Raw genomic sequence first — 22674 nt, 5'->3', positions numbered from 1 at the left:
GGCGCGTGCCGCCTTCACGGCAAAGGATTACGACGCCAGCGCGGTCATCTACGGCCCGCTGAACCGCCCCGCGATCCTCTATGGCCCGCGCGGCCCGCGCGCCGCCGATTACCTGGCGGTGCTGGCACGGGAGACGCTGACCGATAGCCGTCTGGGCGCCAGGGCACCGGAAGTCGTCGCGACCAGAACCATGATCCAGCCCCCGGCGCACGCCACGCGGCGATCGCAACGGTTCGGGCTTCCTGGCAGTCTTCGGCATCTTCTTCCTGACTTTGTTCCTCTCCGGCCAGGTGGTCGGCACGATGGCCGAGGAGCGGAACAACAAGGTCATCGAGGTGCTCGCCGCCGCGGTGCCGCTGGAGGCGGTTTTCCTGGGCAAGTTGCTCGGCATGTTCGGCGTTGCGGTCCTCTTCGTGGGCTTCTGGGGCACGGTTGCGGGCAACGTCGGCGCGCTGCTGCCGCCCGCGATGGCCGCGGGGCTTGGCGGCCTGTCGCCCGCGGTCGGCGCCCCCATGTTCGCGCTGCTGTTCGCCGGCTATTTCACGATGGCCTATTTGCTGCTCGGCTCGGTCTTCCTCGGCATCGGGGCGCAGGCGTCCACCCCGCGCGAAATCCAGATGCTGTCGCTGCCGATCACCATCCTGCAAATGGCGATGTTCGGGCTGGCGAGTGCCGCCGCCGCGCGGCCGGGAAGCTGGGTTGCCACCGTGGCCGAGATCTTCCCGCTGTCGTCACCTTTCGCGATGGCCGGGCATGCCGCCAGCCTGCCCGGATTGTGGCCGCACGCCGCGGCGCTGGCGTGGCAGGCGTTATGGGTAGCGATCTTCATCATCATCGGCGCCCGCCTGTTCCGCCGCGGCGTGCTGCAATCGGGCAGCGCCCAGCCGTTCTGGCGGCGGCGCAAAGCTGTTGACATGGGTGTCAGTTAAGCGTCTGCTCTGCGAAAATTGGAGAGATGACATGGCGACACAATCGGTAGAGGCGCTCACCGCCGACCCCTTCGACGTCAGCCGCGCGGCACTGTACCGCGACGACGTGTGGCAGGCTCCGTTCCGCACGCTGCGGGCAGAGGCGCCGGTCCATTATGTCCCGCACAGCGATTATGGACCCTATTGGTCGGTCTCCACCTACAAGGGCATCGTCGAGGTCGAATCGCTGCCCGACCTCTACTCCTCCGAAGCGGGCGGCATCACGATCGCCGATTTCCAGGAGGGGCGCGATGTGCGCATGCCGATGTTCATCGCGCGCGATCGGCCCGTCCATACCGCGCAACGCCGCACCGTGGCACCGGCATTCACCCCGTCGGAGATGACGCGGATGTCAGGGGACATCCGCCGGCGCACCGCGGACATTCTCGATTCGCTGGAGTGGAATACGCCGTTCGACTGGGTGGACACCGTCTCCGTCGAACTGACGACGCAGATGCTGGCGATCCTCTTCGACTTCCCCTGGGAAGATCGCCGCAAGCTGACCTTCTGGTCGGACTGGGCCGGCGACATCGAACTCGTGAAGACCGAGGAACTGCGCCAGCAGCGCCTGGTCCACATGTTCGAATGCGGCGCCTATTTCCAGAATCTGTGGAATGCCAAGGTCGGCAAGGAACCCACCCCCGACCTCATCTCGATGATGATCCATTCCGATGCGATGCGTGAGATGGATCATCACGAATTCATCGGCAATCTGATCCTGCTGATCGTCGGTGGCAATGACACGACCCGCAATTCGATGAGCGCGCTGGCCTATGGCCTGGACTGCTTCCCTGATGCGCGTGCGAAGCTGGAGGGCGATCCGTCGCTGATCCCCAATGCGACCCAGGAAATCCTGCGCTGGCAGACCCCGCTCGCGCACATGCGCCGCACCGCGACTGCGGACACCGAGCTGATGGGGCAGACGATCCGCGCGGGCGACAAGCTGGCGCTCTGGTATATCTCCGCCAACCGCGACGAAACCATGTTCGAGGATGCGGACACCATCCGCGTCGATCGGCCCAACGCACGGCGTCACCTGGCATTCGGCCACGGCATCCACCGCTGCGTCGGCGCACGGCTGGCGGAATTGCAGATCGGCATCCTGCTTGAGGAAATGGCCAAGCGCCGCATGCGCGTAAACGTCCTCGGCGAGCCGGAACGCGTCGCTGCATGCTTCGTCCACGGCTATCGCAAGCTGCCGGTCGAGATTTCGAAATATTGAACCTGCCCCCTTCCCTCTCCCGCGGGGAGAGGGAGAGACGGCGAAGCCGGCGATGGGTGAGGACAGCCGGCTGGCAAGACACTGGAACTGGGCGACACCGCTCCCATATTCCACGGATGGATACAGACCGCCGCACCTTCTTCCGCCTCGCCGGGCTCGGCGCCGGCGCCTTCGCCCTGTTTGGCTGCGGAAGCCGTTCGGCCGACGCTGCCGAGCGCTTCCCCGTCACCCGCAGCGACGCCGAATGGCGCCGGATGCTCTCGCCGGCCGCCTATCGCGTGCTGCGCCAGGAGGATACCGAAACGCCGGGCACCAGCCCGCTCAATCGAGAAAAGCGCGCCGGCACGTTCGCCTGCGCCGGCTGCGCGCAGCCGCTGTTCGCCTCGAAGACCAAGTTCGAAAGCGGCACCGGCTGGCCCAGCTTCTGGGCGCCGCTGTCCGGCGCCGTCGGCACCCGCACCGACGGAAAGCTGATGATGGCACGTACCGAAGTGCATTGCGCGCGCTGCGGCGGGCATCTGGGCCATGTCTTCGACGACGGCCCCAAGCCTACGGGGAAGCGCTATTGCATGAACGGCGTCGCGATGACTTTCAGGCCGGAGAAGGCGGCTTAGCGCGATTTGCGATCACGATTCGCTCCCGCCGCGCCGTTCTCCTGCGAAAGCAGGAGCCCAGGACGGCAGGGCACATCGCTGGTGGCTCTGGACTCCTGCTTTCGCAAGCAAACAGGTGCGCGAGAGGATACCAGATACCGCGTCGCGCCTAGAGCGCAGCGCCCACCGCGGCCAGCGAACCCGCATTGGCGAGCTGCGTCTCGTTCGGTGCGGCGACCAGCTCCACCGGCGGCAGCGTGTCCGCCTTAAGCGCGCGATCCGCATAGATGAAGCCGTTTGCAGGATAGGCCGAGGTGCCCAGCGACCCTTGCGGTCCGTACCACACCCGCACCAGGCTCCAGTCGCCCGCCGCCGAAACGTCGATCGCCCGAACGTCGGTCTCGACACCGCCGCGGCGCGACCAATTGGCATGGGTGAGCAGCACTTCGCGCTCGCCCACGACCTTGGACACCATGGCCACATGGCCCACGCGCATCCGCCGCGTCGCCTCGAACGCCAGCACCGCGCCGGGTTTCGGCGTGTTGCCGCGGGCGTACCGCCCAGCGGCCTGGCCCCACCAGGTGTTCGCATTGCCGCGGATGTCGATCCCCGAAGCCTGGCGGGCGAACGGCGCGCACTGCCAGAATTGCGCGAACGCCGGAGTGGCCGTCATCAGGCCGCACGAGAACACCAGCGCGAATCGCACTGCAAAAGTCTTGAAGTTCAAAATGACCCCCCGGTCGGAAGCGGTTGTCGCAGCCTCGCTACGGGCGGAGGTTTATTATTCCTATACGCGCCGGAACCTTATCGGATGAAGCGTGTTCCGCCGCCGACGACCTGTGTCGAAACCCGCATTCGCGCCGCGATGGACCCCAATCTTGTCGGCACTCACGCCAGCGAACGCCGCCCGTTGCGGCCGGACTCGCCGATCAGTCCGCCGCGGCCAGCCGCGCCAGTCGCGCGTCATGCTCTGCGCGCCCGAACGGAAAGCGGGTGAAGAAGAACGCAGCGGCGCAGGCGAGCAGGATGTAGAGCCCCGCATAGGTCACCGTCAGCCGGTCGATCGTCGCCACCGGCACCGTGCCCGGATTCGCCCGCGCGGGAAAGTTCGCAAGCGCCAGGATCATGCCCGCGGCGAAGATGCCGATGCCCGATGTGCATTTCTGCACGAAGAACGATCCCGCGAAGAACACGCCCTCCGATCGCCGCCCGGTCTTCGCCTCCGAATCCTCCGCGACATCGGCCATCATCGACGCCCCCAGGATGAAGCCCGACACGTTGCACGCGGTGCCCGCGATGAAGAAGGCGAACAGGACCGGCAGCAAGGCGGCGTCCCCCACCTCCGGGAACAGACCGGCGAGCCGCAGCCAGTAGGGCGCGGTGTTGAACGTCGCCCCCATCAGCACCCCCGCCATCGCCGCGCGCGGCTTGCCCAACAGCCTTCCGGCACGCGGCGCCACGCCGAATGCCACGAACACCCCGGAGAACAGCGCCATCGTCAGATACGCGAACACCGGCCCCTCAAACCGCCAGACATAGCTGTAGAGGTAATTCGACATCGCATAACTGATGCCCTGGAGCGTGTAGGCGCACACGCTGGCGAGCATCAGCACGACGAAGGCCCGGTTGCGCACCGTCTCGCCCAATTCCCGAAAATTCTGGACCAGCGACTGCGGCACGATCTCGGGCTGCGGCAGATTGGGGATTTCGTGGTGGGTGCCCCCCGCCGACACCAGGATGGCGATCCCCATGAACAGCGCGCCCGCCAGCGCGAACCCGCCATAGCCCGCGCGGTTGAGCAGCCCGTTGGGAAAGCCCGCGGTGGGCGCCAGGAAATAGAGGTATGCCGCGGTCAGCATCGCCAATCCGCCGATCCAGCCGAAAAGATAACGCCACGCCATGATCCGCGTGCGCTCGTCGTAATCGGCGGACAGTTCGGGGGTAAGCGCGACCGAGGGCACCTCGTAGCAACTCACCGCACTGCGCACGAGCACCGCGCAGGCGAACAGCCAGACCAGCGCGGTCGTGTGTGAGGCATCCGCGGGCGGGTTCCACAATGCGATCCACCCGACCATGATCGGCAGCGCGGAGGCATACATCCACGGATGCCGCCGCCCCCAGCCCGAACGCGTGCGATCGGACAAGAAACCCACCGCGGGGTCGATGAAGGCGTCGATCACCAGCGCCAGCATGATGACCAGCCCGACGGTCGCGGACGGCAGCCCGACGACCTGATTATAGAACAGCAGCAGGAACGTGCCGAAGCCCGAATCCTTCACCCCGTAAGCCGTCGCCCCGAACGCATAACTCGTCATCGTCCGGCGGCTGAGGCGACGGACGGACGGCGTGGCCGACGTCACCGGAAAGCCTCCAGCGCGGTGAGGAGCGAAGGCGACTGCCGGTCCCAGCTCGCACGCGTGCCGATCGTCAGCCCGCCGTCGATCACGATGTGCGTACCGGTGACGAAGCTGGCGTCGTCGCTCGCCAGGAAGGCGACCGCCGCCGCAATGTCCTCGGGCGTACCCGCGCGCTGGATCGGCTGCGCGCCCGCCGCGACCCCGGCGATTGCGGCATCGGCCGCGGCCAGCTTCTCGCCCGCGATGCCGAGATGCCGGGTGAAGATGCCGGTCGTGATGAAGCCGGGCACCACCGCATTCACGCGAATGCCGTCTCCCGCCAGATCGGCGGCGGCGAGCCTGGTCAGATGGAGCACCCCGGCCTTGGCGGTGGAATAAGCGGTCGGCGCATAGCCGGTGCCCAGCGCCGAGACGCTCGACGTGTTGACGATCGCGCCGCCGCCGCGTTTCGCCATCAGCGGCGCGGCATGGCGGATGCCCAGCGCGACCGATCGCAGCAGCAGTGCCATCGTCGCGTCCCAATCCTCCGCCGCGATTTCCCCGATCGGCGCGCGCGCGCCGCCTGCGCCGGCGTTGTTGAACAGCACGTCCAGCCCGCCCGCGGCATCGGCGGCGGCGAGCAGCGCGACGATGTCCGCCTCGTGGGTGACGTCGGTGCGCAGGAACGCGATCGCGCCGCCGGACGCGTCGGCAATGGCCGCACCGCCCTCCGCGTCCAGGTCGCCCACGATCACATGCGCACCCTCTTGCGCCAGCCGCAGCGCCGTGGCGCGCCCTATGCCCGAAGCGCCGCCGGTCACGACCGCGCGCTTGCCCTCGAACCGCATATGTCCACGTCCTTTTTTCGGAGCATAGTATGGGCGCCACCCCCGTCAATCGGGCATCGTTTCGAACTCCGGGTTTGCGCACCGCCGCCGCGCGCGATAGCAGCGGCGCAAACATGCAGGAGAGCCAAGCGATGGATACCACCAACCTCTTCCGCCTCGACGGGCGCGTGGCGCTGGTCACCGGCGGATCGCGCGGGATCGGCAAGATGATTGCCGCCGGCTTCATCGCGCAGGGTGCCAAGGTCTATATCTCGTCGCGGAAAGCCGATGCCTGCGAAGCCGCGGTCGCCGAACTCGGCCCCAATTGCATCGCCCTGCCGCAGGACGTTTCGACGGTCGCGGGCTGCAAGGCGCTCGCCGCGCAACTGGCCGAGCATGAAGGCGCGCTCGACATCCTCGTCAACAACGCGGGCGCCGCCTGGGGCGAACCGTTCGAGGATTTCCCCGAAAAGGGCTGGGACAAGGTCATGGACCTGAACGTCAAATCGCCGTTCTTCCTGACCCAGGCTCTCCACCCCGCGCTAAAGGCCGCGGCGTCTGCGGCGCGGCCCGCCAAGGTCATCAACATCACCTCGATCGACGGTCAGCGGCTGAACCCGTGGGAGACGTACAGCTATCATGCCTCCAAATCGGCGCTGATCTATCTGACCAAGCGGATGGCCGCGCGGCTGGTACAGGATTCGATCAACGTCACCTCGATCGCACCTGGCGCCTTCGCCAGCGAAATGAACAAGGCCGCACGCGACCACGGCGACGCCATCGCCAAGGGCATCCCGGCCAAGCGCATTGGTGTGGACGAGGACATGGCCGGCACCGCCATCTATCTGGCAAGCCGCGCCGGCGACTATGTGATCGGCGACACGATCACCGTCGACGGCGGGCTGGTCCATGCCGCTCTGGGCACCAGCATCGACGCCTGAACGCTCGTCGGAGAGTGGTCTTGTTCCACTCCGATCTTTCCTGTTCTCTTGGCGAAAGCAGGAGTCCAGGGTGGCAGGGCGCATCCCCCCCTTGGCTCTGGCTCCTGCGTTCGCAGGAGAACGGATCCCGCAGTCAGAAACTCGGCCGAATGTCGCGTGCATCCCGGAGCCGTTCGCGACCAAGTTGATACGCCTGGGCCAGCGAACGCCTCCCCGGCGAAGGCCGGGGCCCAGGCGCACAGGTCGTGCGCCGTCGGGACGACCTTGCCATCCAGGCTGGAGCCGTTCGTTTCGAGGCGCCGGCCCGCGGTGTCAGATCGCGCTCAACAGCCGCAGGAACTCGACCTCGGTCGGATCGTGCGCCACCCCGCCCTCGTCGAAGATATCGTGGAACCAGGCGTCTGCCGGCGTATCGGGCAGGCGGCCGTCCCAGCCGTCCCACGGCAGATGCGTCTGGGTCTTGCCGCGCACCAGGCCCCAGCAGAAGGCGCCGACCTTATATTCTTTGGCGGGTGGCAGGATCGCCTGGAACGTGCTGCCCGCCGGACGCGCCATGAATTCGGTGCACATCAGCGGCCGGCCCATCGCGCCGAGCCACTTCACGCGGGTGACGAAATCCTCGGCATTGCCGTAATTGTGAAACGAGATCACGTCCGACTGGCCGGTCTGCGCGCGCTGGATCGGACTGAGCAGGTCGGGTGCGGACCAGTCGCCCAGCCAGATGCCGCTGGTCAGGGGTTGCGTCGCCCCGCTCTCGCGCGCCCAGCCGAACGCCGCATTCAGCAGCGGCACGACCAGGTCCGCCTTGGCCTTCAGCGCGACCGGATCGCACAGCGCCACTTCCGGACCATTGTCGGGCTCGTTCCAGATGTCCCAGGCCAGCACGCGGGAATCGTTCGCGAAACGGCGAACGACGTCCTTCACATAGCTTTCCAGCCTGAGATGCTGACTGGCATCGTTGAGCGCGGGGATGCCCGGCGACTGGACCCAGCCCGAATTGTGCACGCCCGCACGCGGCGCGCGCTGCGGCCCGAGCGCGGGTTCGGGATCCCAGCAGGAATCGAACAGCACCAGCATCGTGCGGATGCCATGCCGGTCGGCAGCGCGCAGAAACGCATCGACCCGATCGAGAAAGCCCGGCCCATCCTGTAGCCAGAGAAGATCGTGAAGATAGACGCGCACGGCATTCATGCCCAGCGACGATGCCAGCGCCAATTCGCGCGCGATCGCCACGAGATCGAAGCTCTCGGGCTGCCACATCTCCAACTGGTTGATCGCATAGGCAGGCGTGAAATTGCACCCCACCAGCCACGGTTGCGCATCGAACCAGCCATGCGCGGCCTCAGCCGTCCATCGTCCCGACATCATTTCCATTGCCTTCCGCTCCCTCTCCACGGGCGGATATACATGGATAACCTGAATTAACCCTTACATTGAATCCGGTACGCCCCCACCGCCAATCCGCTCGCATCGCGCACGCACGTATCGAAGCAGACGGCGGATCAGTTGGGCGGCGGCAGCGGCGCAAGCACCTGAGGCGCAACCGCGGCGGGCGGCGGCACGGCGGGCGGAGCTGCGGCGGCAGGCGCCCCCGGGGCCGGGGCGACCGGAACGGGGGCCGCCACGAGCGGTTTCGACTGGGCGGCATTCTGCTGTTCGATCTGCGCGGTCTTCTCCGTCACCGATGTATTGAGGAGATCCTGCATGCCCAGGAACGAACATAGCCCGGCATAGCGCAGGATCGTCGATTCCGCCGCGAAGATGGTCTTTGGCGGCTCGTTGTCGATGCGCAGCCGCATGTTGTCCTGTGCAGAAAGAACCAGGCGGCGCAGCTTGGACAGATCGGCGTCCACCATGAAACTCTGGTCGTAATTGCGGAACGTGCCGTTGATCGCGTTGAACCCCAGCGTCGACGCCGTGATCCCGTCGGCGCCCGCCTTCGCCAGGTTCAGGACACCCGCCACCAACGTGCTGGCATCGGTCGCCAGACCGCTGCCGAACCGTCGCTTGCGCGCCGCCTGGTTGGTGCTGCGAAAGAAACGGTCGCAATAGAGATCGGAGAGCGCCATCCCGGCACCGGTGAAACGCGTCACGCCGGCCACGTTCAGGTCGGTCTGAAACCCCTGGCAATCCGCTGGCGCGTCACCGGGGCCGCACCGCGCGCGATACGCCTCGCGAAGGTTGGCGACCAGCGCCTCGGCCTCCCGGTCGGTGGACGGCGCCGGTGCCGAAAGATCGGTTCGCAAGCTGTTGAGCGACGAACACCCGCCCAGCGCCAGCGCGCCCGCCATGATCCAGATCCGCATGTCCGCTTCCCCCCTCGGTTCGACAGACGATGCCTGCGCCATCGCTGGCGGCAAGCAAGACAACCTCCGAAACGGAGGCATCCTCTCCAACGACAGCCAGGGCGGATCGACATTGGACCGCTGGAATGGCTTGCGTCACTCCTCCCGTTCTCTTGGCAAACGCAGGAGCCCAGAGCCACAGGCCGCACCCTGCCATCCGGGACTCCTGCTTTCGCAGGAGAACGGTTGCGGTAGGTGAGCCCTCGAAAGAATAGCGCGCCCTAGCGCGCGATTCCCCCGGCGGCCAGCACCGCCAGCGTCACGAGTTCGCTCGCCGTGCTGTTCATCGGCGCGATCTGCACCGGCTTTTCCATGCCGATCAGCATCGGGCCGATCATCGTGTCGCCGCCCAGTTCGCGCAGCAGCTTGGCGGACAGGTTGGCCGATTGCAGCCCCGGCATCACCAGCACGTTGGCCGGGCCGGATAGCCGGGCGAAGGGATAATTGGCCAGCTGCCGCGGGTTGAGCGCGACGTCGGGGGTCATCTCGCCTTCGAATTCGAAGCCGACGCCCCTGCCCTCCAGCACCTTCACCGCCTCGCGGATATTTTCCAGCCATTTGCCTTCGGGATTGCCGAAGTTGGAATAGCTGAGAAACGCCACGCGCGGTTCGTGGCCCATCCGCCGGGCGACCGCGGCGGTCTGTTCGGCGATGTCGGCCAGCTCCACCGCGGTCGGGCGTTCGTTGATCGTGGTGTCCGCCATGAACACGGTATGGCTCTGCCCGACGAGCAGATGGATGCCGAACGGGGTGCGCCCGGCCTCGGGGTCGATCACCCGCCGAACCTCGCGGATCGTGTGGGCATAGGTGCGCGTGATCCCGGTTATCATCGCATCGGCCTCGCCCAGCTGCAGCAGCACCGAGCCGAAGATGTTGCGATCCTGATTTATCATCCGCTCGCAATCGCGGCGCAGATAGCCGCGGCGCTGGAGCCGCGCGTAGAGGAAATCCGCCATCCGCGGCACCAGCGGCGAATTGCGGCTGTTGTGGAGTTCGTAGGCGGCGGGGTCGTCGACACCGAGCGCACGCAGCCTGTCCGGCACGTCGTCTCGCCCGACGAGCACCGGCGTGCCATAGCCGCCCTCCTTGAAAGCGATCGCCGCGCGCAGGACGACTTCCTCCTCGGCCTCGGCAAAGATCACGCGCTTGGGATGCGCACGCGCGCCTTCATAGGCCAGACTGAGTACCGAGGTGGTGGGGTTCAGGCGCGCGCGCAGTGACTGGCGATAACCCTCCATGTCCAGGATCGGCTTGGTCGCGACGCCCGAATCCATCGCCGCCTTGGCGACCGCGGCTGGCACGACCTCCATCAGCCTCGGGTCGAACGGCGCTGGGATGATATACTCGGGGCCGAAACTGTGGCGCACGCCATAAGCTATCGCGACCTCCTCGGGCACCCGCTCGCGTGCCAGTTCGGCGATCGCATGGGCGGCGGCGATCTTCATCGCATCGTTGATGCCCGTAGCACGCACGTCCAGCGCCCCGCGGAAGATGAACGGAAAGCCCAGCACGTTGTTGACCTGGTTCGGATAATCCGACCGGCCGGTGGCGACGATCGCGTCGGGACGCGCCGCCTTGGCGAGTTCGGGGCGGATCTCGGGTTCGGGATTGGCCATCGCGAAGATGATCGGCGCCGGCGCCATGTCCTTGACCATCTCCGGCGCCAGCGCACCCGCGGCCGACAGCCCCAGGAACACGTCGGCGCCGTGCAGCGCCTCGGTCAGGGTCCGGCGCTCGGTGACCGCGGCATGCGCCGACTGCCACTGGTTGATGTCGTCGCGGCCCTGATAGATCACGCCGGTACGGTCGCACATGATGACGTTGTCGCCGCGCACCCCCATCGCCTTCATCAGCTCGGTGCACGCGATCGCCGCCGCGCCCGCGCCGTTGACGACCACCTTGATCGTGTTCAGCCGCCGGCCGGTCAGCAGGCACGCGTTGATGAGTCCCGCCGCGGTGATGATCGCGGTGCCGTGCTGGTCGTCGTGGAAGACCGGGATGTTCATCCGCTCGCGCAGCGTCTGCTCGATGATGAAGCATTCGGGCGCCTTGATATCCTCCAGGTTGATCCCCCCGAAGGTCGGCTCCATCAGCTCGACCGCGTCGATGAAGCGGTTCACGTCCTCGGTCTTCAGCTCGATGTCGATCGAATCGACGTCGGCGAAGCGCTTGAACAGCACCGCCTTGCCCTCCATCACCGGCTTGGACGCCAGCGCGCCGAGATTGCCCAGCCCCAGGATCGCAGTGCCGTTGGAGATTACCGCGACCAGATTGCCCTTGGCGGTATAGTCATAGGCCGCCGCCGGATCCTCGTAGATCGCGCGCACCGGCACCGCGACGCCGGGCGAATAGGCCAGCGCCAGATCGCGCTGCGTCGCCATCGGCTTGCTCGCGATGATCTCGATCTTGCCCGGCCGCCCCTCCGAATGGAACAGCAGCGCCTCGCGCTCGGAGAATTGGACGTTGGTTTCGTCGGACATGTGCGCGGCTCCCGGGGACGCTAGAGGCTCTAGGCGGTTTACCGCAGGCCTTTCAAGCGGGGGCCTACGGGGCTATGCTCATCAACGTGAAGCACGAAGCAAACATTGCCAAGCCGGTCACCGGCATGTCGGAAGACGAGTTGACCGATTGGCTATGCGCGCTGCCGCCCCCTCCGGAGACCGGGGAGGACGACCTTGCCGAGAGTATCGCGCGGGCACGCACCGACATGGCAGCTGGCCGGTGGTATACGCACGAGCTAGTCGGTGAATGGCTCAAGACGGCGGGCAGCGCTGAGTTCCTCCCGATCGAGGAATGGCTCGCCTGCAAGAATGATTAAAGTTCGCTGGCCGATCGGAACTGCTCGGCAAGTACATACGATCGTCGCCTACGTCCGGCGATACGACGTTCGAGCTGCCGACGATATTTCCACGCGTCTGTTCGCATTGGTTGAGAGCCTCAAAACCTTTCCTCATCGAGGCCGGCACGCTGGTGAAGGCCTGCGTCAGATGACCGGCGTACCGCCTTACGGCCTGACGTACGAAGTGACCGGCGATGAAGTCGTGATCCTCGACGTCCGCCACGGCCGCCGCCGACCTTATCGGCAGCGCGGATGACCACCCCTCCCACGCCCATGATGGCGCAATATCACGCGCTCAAGGCCGAAGCCGGCGACAGCCTGCTCTTCTACCGCATGGGCGATTTCTTCGAATTGTTCTTCGACGACGCGCGCATCGCCGCCGCCTGTCTCGACATCGCGCTGACCGCGCGCGGCGAGCATGATGGCGCCAAGGTGCCGATGTGCGGCGTCCCCGTCCACGCCGCGACCGGGTATCTGCAAAGGCTCATCAAGGCCGGGCACCGCGTCGCCATCGCCGAACAGACCGAAAGCCCCGATGCCGCCCGCAAGGCGCGCGGGTCGAAGGCGCTCGTCAACCGCGCCATCGTCCGCTTCGTCACCGCGGGCACGCTGACCGAGGAGGCTTTGCTCGACGCGCGCACCGCGAACTGGTGCGTCGCGATCGGCGAAGCCGGGGGGCAGGTCGCCGTCGCCGCCGCCGATGTCTCGACCGGGCGGTTCGAGATCGTCGAGACCGACGCCGCCGGGGTCGGCGCCGAACTCGCGCGGCTGGCGGCAGCCGAAGTGGTGGCGGGCGAGGCGAGCGCCTTTGCCCAGGCGGCGACGACCTTGCGCCCGCACGGCGATTTCGACAGCGCAAGCGGGGAAGCGCGGCTGAAGCGGCTCTACGGGGTCGCGACGCTCGACGGCTTCGGCGCGTTCGGGCGCGCGGCGCTGGCCGCGGCGGGCGGGCTGGTCGCGTATCTGGAACATGCCGCCAAGGGCGCGATGCCGTTCCTGCGCCCGCCCACACTCGCCGCGACGGGCGCGACGATGGCAATAGATGCGGCGACGCGCGAGAGCCTGGAGCTGACCTGCACCACCGCGGGCTTGCGAAAAGGATCGCTGCTCGACGCCGTCGATCGCACCGTCACCGGCGCCGGCGCACGCACGCTGGCGGCGGATATCGGCGCGCCGCTGATGGACCGGGCGCAGGTCGATGCGCGGCTCGATCTCGTGCGCTTCCTCCACGACGATGCCGGCCTGCGAGAGACGCTGCGCGCCACCCTGCGCGCGCTTCCCGACGTCGGCCGCGCGCTCGGGCGGCTGGCGGCGGGACGCGGCGGCCCGCGTGATCTGGGGCAGTTGCGCGACGGGCTGGACGGCGCGTGGAGCCTGGGCGAGCGACTGGCCGGCGCCAGCGATCCGCCCGCGATGCTGGCCGCGCTGGCACCGCAACTGCGCGGCCATGGCGCGTTGATCGACCTGCTCAAGCGCGCGCTCGTCGCCTCGCCGCCAATCGAGACGTCGGAGGGCGGCTATATCGCCGCCGGCTATGACGCCGCGCTCGACGACCTGCGCGATGCGGGCGCCGGCGGCCGCCGCGCTATCGCCGCGCTGGAGGCCGAGTTCCGCGCGAAGACCGCCACGCCCGCGCTCAAGATCCGCCACAACGGCGTGCTGGGCTATCACGTCGAGGTGCCCGCCCGCGCCGCCGACGCGCTGATGGCTGCCGACAGCGGCTTCACCCACCGGCAGACGCTGGCCGGCGTGGTGCGCTTCAACACGCCCGCGCTGCACGAGGTCGCGATGAAGGTGAGCCAGGCGGGCACCCACGCGCTGGCCGCCGAAGCCGCGCATCTGGAGGAACTGACCGCGACCGCGCTCGCCACGCGCGAGGCGATCGCCGCGACCGCCGACGCGCTCGCCCGGCTCGACGTCGCCGCCGGGCTCGCCGAGCGCGCGGCGGAAGGCGGCTGGACGCGGCCGGTGCTGGTCGACGAACCCTGTTTCGAGATCCGCGGCGGGCGCCATCCGGTGGTCGAGGCGGCGGTCGCCAAGGCGGGGGGGCGGTTCGTCGCCAACGATTGCACGCTGACTCCGGAGTCGCGGCTATGGCTGGTGACGGGACCGAACATGGGCGGCAAATCGACCTTCCTGCGCCAGAATGCGGCGATCGCGGTGCTGGCGCAGGCGGGCAGCTACGTCCCCGCGACGGCCGCGCGCGTCGGCCTGGTCGACCGGCTGTTCAGCCGGGTCGGCGCGTCGGACAATCTGGCGCGCGGGCGCTCCACCTTCATGGTCGAGATGGTCGAGACCGCGGCGATCCTGGCGCAGGCGACGCCGCGCAGCTTCGTGATCCTGGACGAGGTCGGGCGCGGCACCTCGACCTACGACGGCCTGGCGATCGCCTGGGCCGTGGTGGAAGCGGTGCATGACGAGAACCGCTGCCGCTGCCTGTTCGCCACCCATTATCACGAACTGACCCGGCTCGCCGAACGCTGCGACGCGCTGACCCTCCACCACGTCCGCGCGCGCGAATGGAAGGGCGAACTGGTCCTGCTCCACGAACTGGCCGAAGGCCCCGCCGACCGCAGCTACGGCCTCGCCGTCGCCCGCCTCGCCGGCATGGCCCCGGCAACGGTCGCGCGCGCCAAAGCGGTCCTCGCCAAGCTGGAGGCGGGCCGGGCAAAGACCGGTGGCCTCGCCGCGGGGCTGGACGACCTCCCCCTCTTCGCCGCCGCCGCACAGGCGCAGGAGGCCGAATGCGACACCGTCCGCCAGGCACTCGCCAACCTCGATCTCGACGCAATGTCTCCGCGCGATGCGCTGGATGCGCTCTACCGGATCAAGGCACTGGCGAATGAGAAAAGCAATTAGCTTGCATTTAGCGCAATACAAAATATATGGATCATGCAGTCGGGAGATACGCCGTAGCGGATCGTCGGAGCCATGTGCTTCGCCCGGCTGCCTCTTTGCGGTAAATGCACCTTCTTTATCTTGATGACTCCGGCTCGGTTGGCAATGCGAGCGACCGTCATATCGTGCTCGCTGGCGTAAGCGTGTTCGAGACGAGCGGGCACTGGCTTTCACAACAGCTCGATCGCCTTGCCGAGCGGCTTTGGCCGGACAATCCAGCAAACCTTGAATTTCATGGCACGGAAATATTTTCCGGAAAGAAGCAGTGGCGCGGCATACCCCGCGAAACGCGGATGGAAGCATATCGCGAGGCGCTGTCTTACTTGGTACAGAGTAGAAATACGCGACTGTTTTGCGCCGCCGTCCATCGCCGCGCGGCAGGGGAAAACGATCCTATGGAGTTGGCGTTCGAGCATGTTGCGAGCCGTTTCGATCGCATGCTCGGCCGCTTCCACAAGCAGGGAAATACCCAGCGCGGATTGATCGTTCTTGATGAGACCTCATACGAAACCTCGCTACAAACGCTCGCGACACAATTTCGTCTGATCGGTCATCGCTGGGGACAGCTTTATAATCTCGCAGAAGTACCGTTGTTCGTGAATTCAAAAGCCACGAGAATGATCCAGTACGCCGATCTGGTCGCACATTCAGCGCGCCGATATTTCGAACATGGCGATCCCATATTCTTCGATGTCATTAAAAACTCGTTCGACGGCGTAGGTGGACAGCTACAAGGCCTGATTCATCGCGTTCCGGCGGGCGAGGAATGCATCTGCCATTCCTGCCGCAATCGGTAATCACGCAGATCGCAATCCGGATAGGCCGGCTGCACCGATCGAGAGGATGCGATCACGACACGCCGGTCGCTACAGCGCCGCGAACGCGTGGTTGGCGAAGTGGCGAAACGCCAGGTTCGGGATATAGAATTGCGTGGCGCCGCCTGGCAGCTTGGAACTGCCGCCACGCTTCTCGACCGCCGAGTTGCGCGCCGACTGCGCGTCCTTGTCGATCCGGTCCATGCTCTTGAAACCACCGAACCAAGCATACACCGGCTCGGCGAGTTCGACGGTCAGCAACCAGTCGAGCGAACTCCAATTCTCCTTGATCGCCGAGGTGAGCCGTCCCCATTCGCGAAGGCTGACGCTGTTCGCCTGCGCAATCTTGATCTTCTGCTCCAGCCCGGCATCGTGCTTGTAGGCGTGGATGGGACTCCACCACGGCGACATCGGCGTATCGGGTGTCAGCGCGTCTCGCGCCAGCGTCCTATAACCGTTGAACTTGTAGAGTTTCGTGCCCTTGACCAGCAACTCCTTGGTAGGATTACCGAATAGAAGCTGAAATGCGTCCGACACATTGGTGCCTGGACCCGTGCTGATCGCGCCGACATTTGCCCATGTCAGTTCTTCGTTCAACGCGGCCATGACGATCCCCCCTCAAGCATTTGGGCATATCTGGATGCCGGCGCGCTGAGCATAGTCTCCGGGTGCTCGCCGTGGCAAGGTCTTGGCGCTGTTGAGAGCGTGGAGCGGCCCTCGGGACTGCGCCAACCGCGAGACTCGTCATTGCGCTGTCCTACAACCCCGTGACTCGTCATCGTCGCCGCCATGCGCCCTCCCTCGACCCGCCGAAACGCCTCGAACGATGGCCTCGAAAAGGGCGACCCTCAAAGGGGACGCTTCCCGCGCGAGCGTAGCGTGCGGTTCCTCCGGTTTGGAACGAACGGTATGGCGTCATGCTGCGGCATCAAGCCCCGGCGATACGCCGGACCCGCAAACTTCACGCCCGCATCATCCCTCATATGCGCGACGAAAGGGAAGTTTCGCGCCGGCCGGCTCGCCCCGCGCGCTGCATTTTCACGTCGCGCCCCTATCTAGCCGCCATGCCCAGCCGATTCGAATCGATCCCGAACCGCCGCGCGATCGTCGATCGCCGCCTGCTCGCCGACGCGCTGGCCGCGCTGGACGGCGCCGATCGCGGTGCCTTGCGGCGTCAGGCCACCGCATTGCTCAAGCAGGCGCTGGTGGAGGGACGTGCCGAGGTCGAGCGGCGGATGCTCGCCCACCCCTCGCGCGGGCTGGAAGCGGCGGGCGCGCAGGCGTATCTGGTCGATCAACTGCTGCGCGCGCTCTACGATTTCACCGTCGCGCGCCTCCACCCGCTTCCCAATCCGACCGCGGCCGAGCGGCTGACCTTGATCGCGGTCGGCGGCTATGGCCGCGGTGAGATGGCGCCCTATTCCGACGTCGACATCGGCTTTCTGACACCGTGGAAGCAGACGCCCTGGGCCGAGGGCGTCATCGAATCGATGCTCTATGCGCTTTGGGATCTGGGGCTCAAGATCGGCCACAGCAGCCGCTCGCTCGACGAGATGGTGCGCCAGGCAAAGGCCGATGTGACGGTGCGCACCGCGTTGCTGGAGGCGCGGCACGTCGTCGGCGACACCGGCTTGTACGAGGAGGCGGCGCGGCGCTTCAAGGCCGAGGTGCAGGCCGATACCGCGCGCCAGTTCGTCGCCGACAAGCTGGCCGAGCGCAACGCCCGCCACGTCAAGATGGGCGATACCCGCTATGTCGTCGAACCCAACGTCAAGGAGGGCAAGGGCGGGATGCGCGATCTGCACGCGCTCTTCTGGATCGGCAAATATGCCTATGACGTTCAGCGCGCGGCGCAATTGGTCGAGCGCGGGCTGTTCACACCGCAGGAATACCGCCGCTTCCACCGCGCCGACAATTTCCTGCTGGCGGTGCGCTGCCACCTCCATGCGGTCGCCGGGCGCGCCGAGGACCGGCTGACCTTCGACCTGCAACGCGAGATCGCGGGGCGGATGCGCTTTTCTGACCGACCGGGCAAGTCGAAGGTTGAGCGGTTCATGCAATTCTACTTCCTGCAAACCAAGATCGTCGGTGACCTCACCGGCGTGTTCCTGGCGCATCTGGACGAGACGTTCGCCGGGCGCGGGCGGCGGTTCGGATTGCCGACAATCCGGCGGCGGCCGACGCGGCTGCACGGCTTCGTGCTCGATCGCGGCCGCCTGGCGCTGCCGCGCGACGATTTCTTCAGCGAAGACCCCGCGCGGCTGATCGAACTGTTCGCGCTGGCCGACAAGCACGGGCTGGAAATTCATCCGCTGGCGATGCGTGCGGCGGCGCGCGACGTGAAGCTGGCCGACGACATCCGCACCGATCCTCGGGCAAACGCGCTGTTCCTCGACGTGCTCGCCTCCCCGCGCGATCCCGAACTGGTGCTGCGCTGGATGAACGAAACCGGCGTATTCGGCCGCTTCGTTCCCGATTTCGGCCGCGTCGTCGCGCAGATGCAGTTCGACATGTACCATCACTATACCGTCGACGAACACACGATCCGCGCGATCGGCTTGCTATCGCAGATCGAGCGCGGGCTGCTCGACGGCGATCACCCGCTGGCGGCTGCGCTGGTCCGCCAGATCGTCTCACGCCGGGCGCTGTACGTGGCGCTGCTCTGCCATGACATCGCCAAGGGGCGCGGCGGCGATCACTCGGTCCTGGGTGCCGCGGTGGCATGTCGTCTCGGCCCTCGGCTCGGGCTGACGCCTGCGGAGACGGAGACGGTGTCATGGCTGGTCCGCCACCACCTGCTGATGTCGGCGACCGCGTTCAAGCGCGACCTGAGCGATTTCAAGACGATCCTCGATTTTTGCGAGATCGTGCAGAGCCCCGAACGGCTGCGGCTGCTGATGCTGCTGACCATCGTCGATATTCGCGCGGTGGGACCGAACGTCTGGAACGGATGGAAACGCCAGCTGCTCGCCACTCTCTACGAGGCAGCCGAAGAGGTGCTGCGGCTCGGCCACAAGCAGAAGGGCCGCAGTGAACGGGTCGCGGTCAAGCAGGAGCAGCTGCGCGGGGCGCTGGGCTGGGACGACGCCGCCTTCGCCGCCCACGTCCGTCGCCTGGCCGAACCCTATTGGGTGGCCGAGCCGGACGACGTGCTGGCACACAATGCCCGGTTGATGGCGCGCGCCGCCGACATGCCGCTGGCGATCGACGCACAGGTCTATGCCGAGCGTGGCGCCACTTTGGTGACGATCTACGCCGCCGATCATCCGGGGCTGTTCTATCGCATCGCAGGCGCGATCCATCTGGCGGGCGGCAACATCATCGACGCGCGCATCCACACCACGCGCGACGGCATGGCGATCGACAATTTCCTCGTGCAGGATCCGGTCGGGCGCCCCTTCGACGACACGCAGCAGCTCGGGCGATTGCGCCGCGGGATCGAGGATGCGCTCGCAAATCGCGGCAAATTGGCCGACCGGCTGACCGCACGCCCGCTATCGCGCAGTCGCGCCGAAGCGTTCGACATCCAGCCCAACGTGCTGATCGACAATCGCGCATCGAACCGCTTCACCGTGGTGGAGGTCAACGCGCGCGACCGCCCTGCGCTGCTGAACCAGCTCGCCCATGCGCTGTTCCAGTCGAAGGTGACCATCCATTCCGCCCACGTCGCGACCTATGGCGAGCGCGCGGTCGACGTCTTCTATCTCACCGACCTGACCGGCGACCGCATCGTCAATCCGGGCCGGCTGAAGACGCTGGAGCGCAAACTGCTGGCGGCGGCGGCGGGCGAACCGGAGGAGGTGGCGGCATGAATCAATCCTCCCCGTTTACGGGGAGGGGGACCAGCCAAAGGCTGGTGGAGGGGGTTCTCCACCAGCGACACCCTTTGCGGAGAACCCCCTCCACCACGCCGCTGCGCGTCGAGGTTCCCCTCCCCGGCCAGCGGGGAGGATCGCCAGGATCAGAAGCGCGAGCGCAGGGTCACGCCATAGGTGCGCGGCTCAGCCAGAAATGCCGAATACAGCGCGTTGCCGGTCGTGCCGAACGCCTGGGTGTTGGCCGACGAGCCTGCACCCTGGAACGGCGTGTTGAACGCCACCTGGATGTAGTTCTTGTCGAACACGTTCTGCGCCCACAGTTCCAATGCCCAGTTCTGGTCGGGACCACGGATGCCGATGCGGGCGTTGACCAGCGCGAAGCCGTCCTGCTTCTTCTCCGGCGCCAGATCGGAACCGGTGTTATAATCGGACGACAGGCGGCTATCGACGTAGAACAGCCCCGAAAGCCCGTTCGCGCCGATGTCCGGAGTCCAGCTGAACGACGTGGTGACGACGTTCTTGGGCGCGTTCGAGAGTTGAGCGCCCGGCAGCAGGAACAACGCGGGGTCCAGCGCCTCGCCTTGCGAATTGCCGACCAGGTTGCGGCGGAACTTGGTATCGGAATAGGTGTAGCCCGCGCTGAACGACACCGAGCGCACCGGGCTCATCGTCGCTTCCAGCTCGACACCCTGCGAGATCACGCCGCGCTTGTTCGCGTCGCCGACGCAGGTGCCGTTGCCCGCCAGGCTGTCGGTATCCGCCCCACCCAGGTCGTTCGAGCAGCCCTGGATATTCTGCACCACGAACACCGAACCGTTGAAGGTATTCAGCTGGAAATCCTGGAACTCGGCACGGAATGCGGCGACGTTCAGGCTGAAGCCGCGGGTGTTGAACTTGGCGCCCAGTTCGTAGCTGTTGACCTTTTCCGCATCAAAGCGAAGCCCCGCCGCATCGGCATTGGTGCGCGGGCTGAAAACCCCGTTAAGGCCGCCGAGGTCGGACCGATCGAGGTTGTACCCGCCCGCCTTGTAGCCCTTGGCGAACGAGGCGTAGGTCAGCAGCTTCGGCGTGGGCTTCCACGAAAGCACCGCGGTGCCGGTGACTTCGCTGTCATCGAAGCTGTCGTTCAGATTGAGCGCGTTCAGCGTCGAGGACGAATTGCCGGTGCAGGTCAGCGTCACGATGCCGGCAATGAACGTCCGCGCCGCCGCGGGGACCGCAGGGTTGACGACCAGCGGCGACAGATTGGCCTGCTGCGCCGGGCAGATCGTGTTGTTGTTGTTGAAGTTGGCGCGGAATTCCTTCTGCTCATGCGTGTAGCGCGCGCCGAGCGTCAACGACAACGTGTCGGTGAAACGCACGATGTTGTGCGTGAAGAAGGCGTAATTCTCGCTGTCTTGGCGGTAGATCGAACGCTGATCGCCGCGATTGTTGAGTGTCGACAGCAGATCGAGGCCACCGAGGACCGCGGGGGCAAGCGCGCCGAAATTGGCGCCGAAGGCTTGCCGCGCGGTGGCGCCTCCGAACGCCGCCTGCGGTGCCGTACCGAGGCAGCCCGGATTGGCCTGGTTCTGGAGCAGCACCAGCGGATTTGCGGTCGCCACCAGGCGACAGGCCGCAAACGCGCCATAGTTCGCACCGAACACCACGTTGTCGACGAGCTTCAGCTTCTCCTTCGAATAGAAGCCGCCGACCAGCCAGTCGAGCTTGTCCTCGAAGAGCGAACCCTGAAGACGCACCTCCTGGGTGAAGGTCTTGAACTGGCGAAAGGCATTGCCGTCGCCCGCACGGTGGGTGAGATCGACGTTGGTGTAATCGACGTCGCCCGCGTTACCCGATTTGTATTCGCGGTATGCCGTGATCGACGTCAGCGTCGCGCCGCCCAGGTTCCAGTCGAGCTGCGCCGATCCGCCGTAATCCTTGGTCTTGTTGCGGAACGTCTGACCCGGCGTCACCGCAACCTCGCGGTTGAACGGATCGGCGGTCACGCCCGCGCGGGGGTATACCGCACCCTGGCGACGCAGGATGTCGACGATGCGGTTAGACGTGCCGGAAGTGACCGCGCCGTCGGTATTGACCGCGCTGCCATTCGCCTGAACCGCATTGGCGGTCGGATCAGTCGTCTCGGCCTGGCTGTAATAGGTCGCGCCGCAGCAGCTTTCGTTACGGCGGGTGTAATCGCCGATCAGGCGGAAGCTGATGTCCTCGGTCGGCTTGAAGAGCAGCTGGCCGCGGACGAAGTACCGATTGCGATCGTTGACCCGCGCTTCGCTGCCGCCGCCCTGCGTGACGTTCTTGTAGAAGCCGTCACGGTTCACGTACACACCGTCCACCCGAAACGCGAGCGTGTCGCCGATCAGCGGCCCGGTGATCCCGCCCGCTGCACGATATTGGTCGAAATTGCCGTAGGTTGCTTCCGCATTGCCGTGCCAGTTGAACTCGGGCGCGCGGGTGATGATATTGATAAGGCCGGCGCTCGCGTTGCGGCCGAACAGCGTCCCCTGCGGTCCGCGCAGAACCTCGACCCGCTCGACTTCGCCGAGTTCGTTGAGGCCGACGCCGGTACGGCTGCGATACACCCCGTCGATGAACACCGCGACCGAACTTTCCAGGCCGGGGTTGTCACCGACCGTGCCGATGCCACGAATGCGCGCCGATGCGTTGGATTCGTTGCCCGTCGAGGAGATCAGCAGCGACGGCGCGAGCTGGTTGAGCGAACGAATGTCGCTGCCGCCCGAATTCTGCAGCGACTGCTGGCTGACCGCCGACACCGCGATCGGCACGTTCGACAGCCGCTCGGAGCGGCGCGTTGCGGTGACGACAATGTCGCCGGTGCTGACCTGCTCGGTCGCGGCGGCCTCGGTGGCGGTGGTATCCGCGTCCGTCGCACCCTGCGTCTGGCCGTCCACAGAGCCGCCGGCGACCGCGTCGGATGGCACCGGCGCCTGCGCTGGCGCGGTCTCGGAGCCTGCCGGCACCTGGGCGGCGGCAGGTAGTGCAATTGCAACGGCGGCAACGGACAAAAGGAACGCGGTGGCACGCATGGGCTTCAACTCTCCGGGTACGATTCGA

17 protein-coding genes are annotated in these 22674 nt (G+C 66.5%); 9 read left to right on the top strand and 8 right to left on the bottom strand.

Translation table 11 applies throughout. The annotated features are described in order from the left end of the window. Positions 1-290: 290 nt before the first annotated feature. From VF643_RS14810 to msrB, 3 genes are all read left to right on the top strand, one after another. Entirely contained in the window at positions 291-929 is a 639-nt protein-coding gene (locus VF643_RS14810) for an ABC transporter permease (RefSeq protein WP_331044163.1), read from the top strand. A gap of 31 nt (positions 930-960) precedes the next feature. Then, complete coding sequence (locus VF643_RS14805; protein WP_331044147.1) at positions 961-2190, top strand: cytochrome P450; 1230 nt, start codon at positions 961-963, stop codon at positions 2188-2190. 116 nt (positions 2191-2306) lie between these two features. Then, the gene (gene msrB, locus VF643_RS14800) at positions 2307-2804 is read left to right on the top strand and encodes a peptide-methionine (R)-S-oxide reductase MsrB (RefSeq protein WP_331044146.1); all 498 of its coding nucleotides are present in this window, start codon (positions 2307-2309) and stop codon (positions 2802-2804) included. A gap of 148 nt (positions 2805-2952) precedes the next feature. On the opposite strand, the gene VF643_RS14795 is transcribed toward msrB, so the two are convergent. The 3 genes from VF643_RS14795 to VF643_RS14785 form a co-directional block, all read right to left on the bottom strand. Then, positions 2953-3456 (bottom strand): CHAP domain-containing protein, encoded by a 504-nt coding sequence (locus VF643_RS14795; protein WP_331044162.1) that lies wholly within the window; start codon positions 3454-3456, stop codon positions 2953-2955. Positions 3457-3712: 256 nt separating this feature from the next. Beyond that, a complete protein-coding gene (locus tag VF643_RS14790; protein ID WP_331044145.1) occupies positions 3713-5098 on the bottom strand; it encodes an MFS transporter in 1386 nt (461 codons plus the stop codon). Positions 5099-5139: 41 nt separating this feature from the next. After that, the gene (locus VF643_RS14785) at positions 5140-5967 is read right to left on the bottom strand and encodes an SDR family NAD(P)-dependent oxidoreductase (protein WP_331044144.1); all 828 of its coding nucleotides are present in this window, start codon (positions 5965-5967) and stop codon (positions 5140-5142) included. 131 nt (positions 5968-6098) lie between these two features. Here VF643_RS14785 and VF643_RS14780 point away from each other — a divergent pair, with 131 nt between their 5' ends. Then, positions 6099-6887 carry an SDR family oxidoreductase gene (locus tag VF643_RS14780; protein ID WP_331044143.1) on the top strand — a complete coding sequence of 263 codons (789 nt, stop codon included), beginning with the start codon at positions 6099-6101 and terminating at the stop codon, positions 6885-6887. 312 nt (positions 6888-7199) lie between these two features. Here VF643_RS14780 and VF643_RS14775 read toward each other — a convergent pair whose 3' ends face one another. From VF643_RS14775 to VF643_RS14765, 3 genes are all read right to left on the bottom strand, one after another. Further along, on the bottom strand, positions 7200-8261 hold the full coding sequence (locus VF643_RS14775; protein WP_331044142.1) for a cellulase family glycosylhydrolase: 1062 nt from the start codon (positions 8259-8261) through the stop codon (positions 7200-7202). Between the two features lie 128 nt (positions 8262-8389). After that, a complete protein-coding gene (locus VF643_RS14770) occupies positions 8390-9193 on the bottom strand; it encodes a hypothetical protein (RefSeq protein ID WP_331044141.1) in 804 nt (267 codons plus the stop codon). A 260-nt stretch (positions 9194-9453) separates the two neighbouring features. Continuing rightward, positions 9454-11712, bottom strand: coding sequence for an NADP-dependent malic enzyme (locus VF643_RS14765; RefSeq protein ID WP_331044140.1), 2259 nt, complete (start codon positions 11710-11712; stop codon positions 9454-9456). 74 nt (positions 11713-11786) lie between these two features. On the opposite strand from VF643_RS14765, the gene VF643_RS14760 reads away from it, so the two are divergent. The 4 genes from VF643_RS14760 to VF643_RS14745 all read left to right on the top strand — a co-directional run bounded on the left by VF643_RS14760 (position 11787) and on the right by VF643_RS14745 (position 15766). Beyond that, positions 11787-12050 carry a hypothetical protein gene (locus tag VF643_RS14760; RefSeq protein ID WP_331044139.1) on the top strand — a complete coding sequence of 88 codons (264 nt, stop codon included), beginning with the start codon at positions 11787-11789 and terminating at the stop codon, positions 12048-12050. Then, positions 12043-12327 carry a type II toxin-antitoxin system RelE/ParE family toxin gene (locus VF643_RS14755; RefSeq protein ID WP_331044138.1) on the top strand — a complete coding sequence of 95 codons (285 nt, stop codon included), beginning with the start codon at positions 12043-12045 and terminating at the stop codon, positions 12325-12327. The genes VF643_RS14760 and VF643_RS14755 overlap by 8 nt, the downstream gene beginning before the upstream one ends. A gap of 17 nt (positions 12328-12344) precedes the next feature. Continuing rightward, positions 12345-14930: a DNA mismatch repair protein MutS gene (gene mutS, locus VF643_RS14750; protein ID WP_331044161.1), complete on the top strand. Its 2586-nt coding sequence runs from the start codon at positions 12345-12347 to the stop codon at positions 14928-14930. Positions 14931-15034: 104 nt separating this feature from the next. Then, the gene (locus VF643_RS14745) at positions 15035-15766 is read left to right on the top strand and encodes a DUF3800 domain-containing protein (protein ID WP_331044137.1); all 732 of its coding nucleotides are present in this window, start codon (positions 15035-15037) and stop codon (positions 15764-15766) included. A gap of 69 nt (positions 15767-15835) precedes the next feature. Here the strand turns inward: VF643_RS14745 and VF643_RS14740 are convergent, their stop codons facing one another. Next, positions 15836-16390 (bottom strand): hypothetical protein, encoded by a 555-nt coding sequence (locus tag VF643_RS14740; protein WP_331044136.1) that lies wholly within the window; start codon positions 16388-16390, stop codon positions 15836-15838. 458 nt (positions 16391-16848) lie between these two features. On the opposite strand from VF643_RS14740, the gene VF643_RS14735 reads away from it, so the two are divergent. Continuing rightward, the gene (locus VF643_RS14735) at positions 16849-19596 is read left to right on the top strand and encodes a [protein-PII] uridylyltransferase (protein WP_331044135.1); all 2748 of its coding nucleotides are present in this window, start codon (positions 16849-16851) and stop codon (positions 19594-19596) included. 149 nt (positions 19597-19745) lie between these two features. Here the strand turns inward: VF643_RS14735 and VF643_RS14730 are convergent, their stop codons facing one another. After that, positions 19746-22646, bottom strand: a complete 2901-nt coding sequence (locus VF643_RS14730) for a TonB-dependent receptor (protein WP_331044134.1) — start codon at positions 22644-22646, stop codon at positions 19746-19748. Between the last annotated feature and the right edge of the window lie 28 nt (positions 22647-22674).

Source organism: Sphingomonas sp. (assembly GCF_036387595.1).
In the GTDB taxonomy this organism is placed as follows: Bacteria; Pseudomonadota; Alphaproteobacteria; order Sphingomonadales; family Sphingomonadaceae; genus Sphingomonas.
Note: the sequence above shows the minus strand (reverse complement) of the source record. Positions and strands in the feature narration are given on the sequence as shown.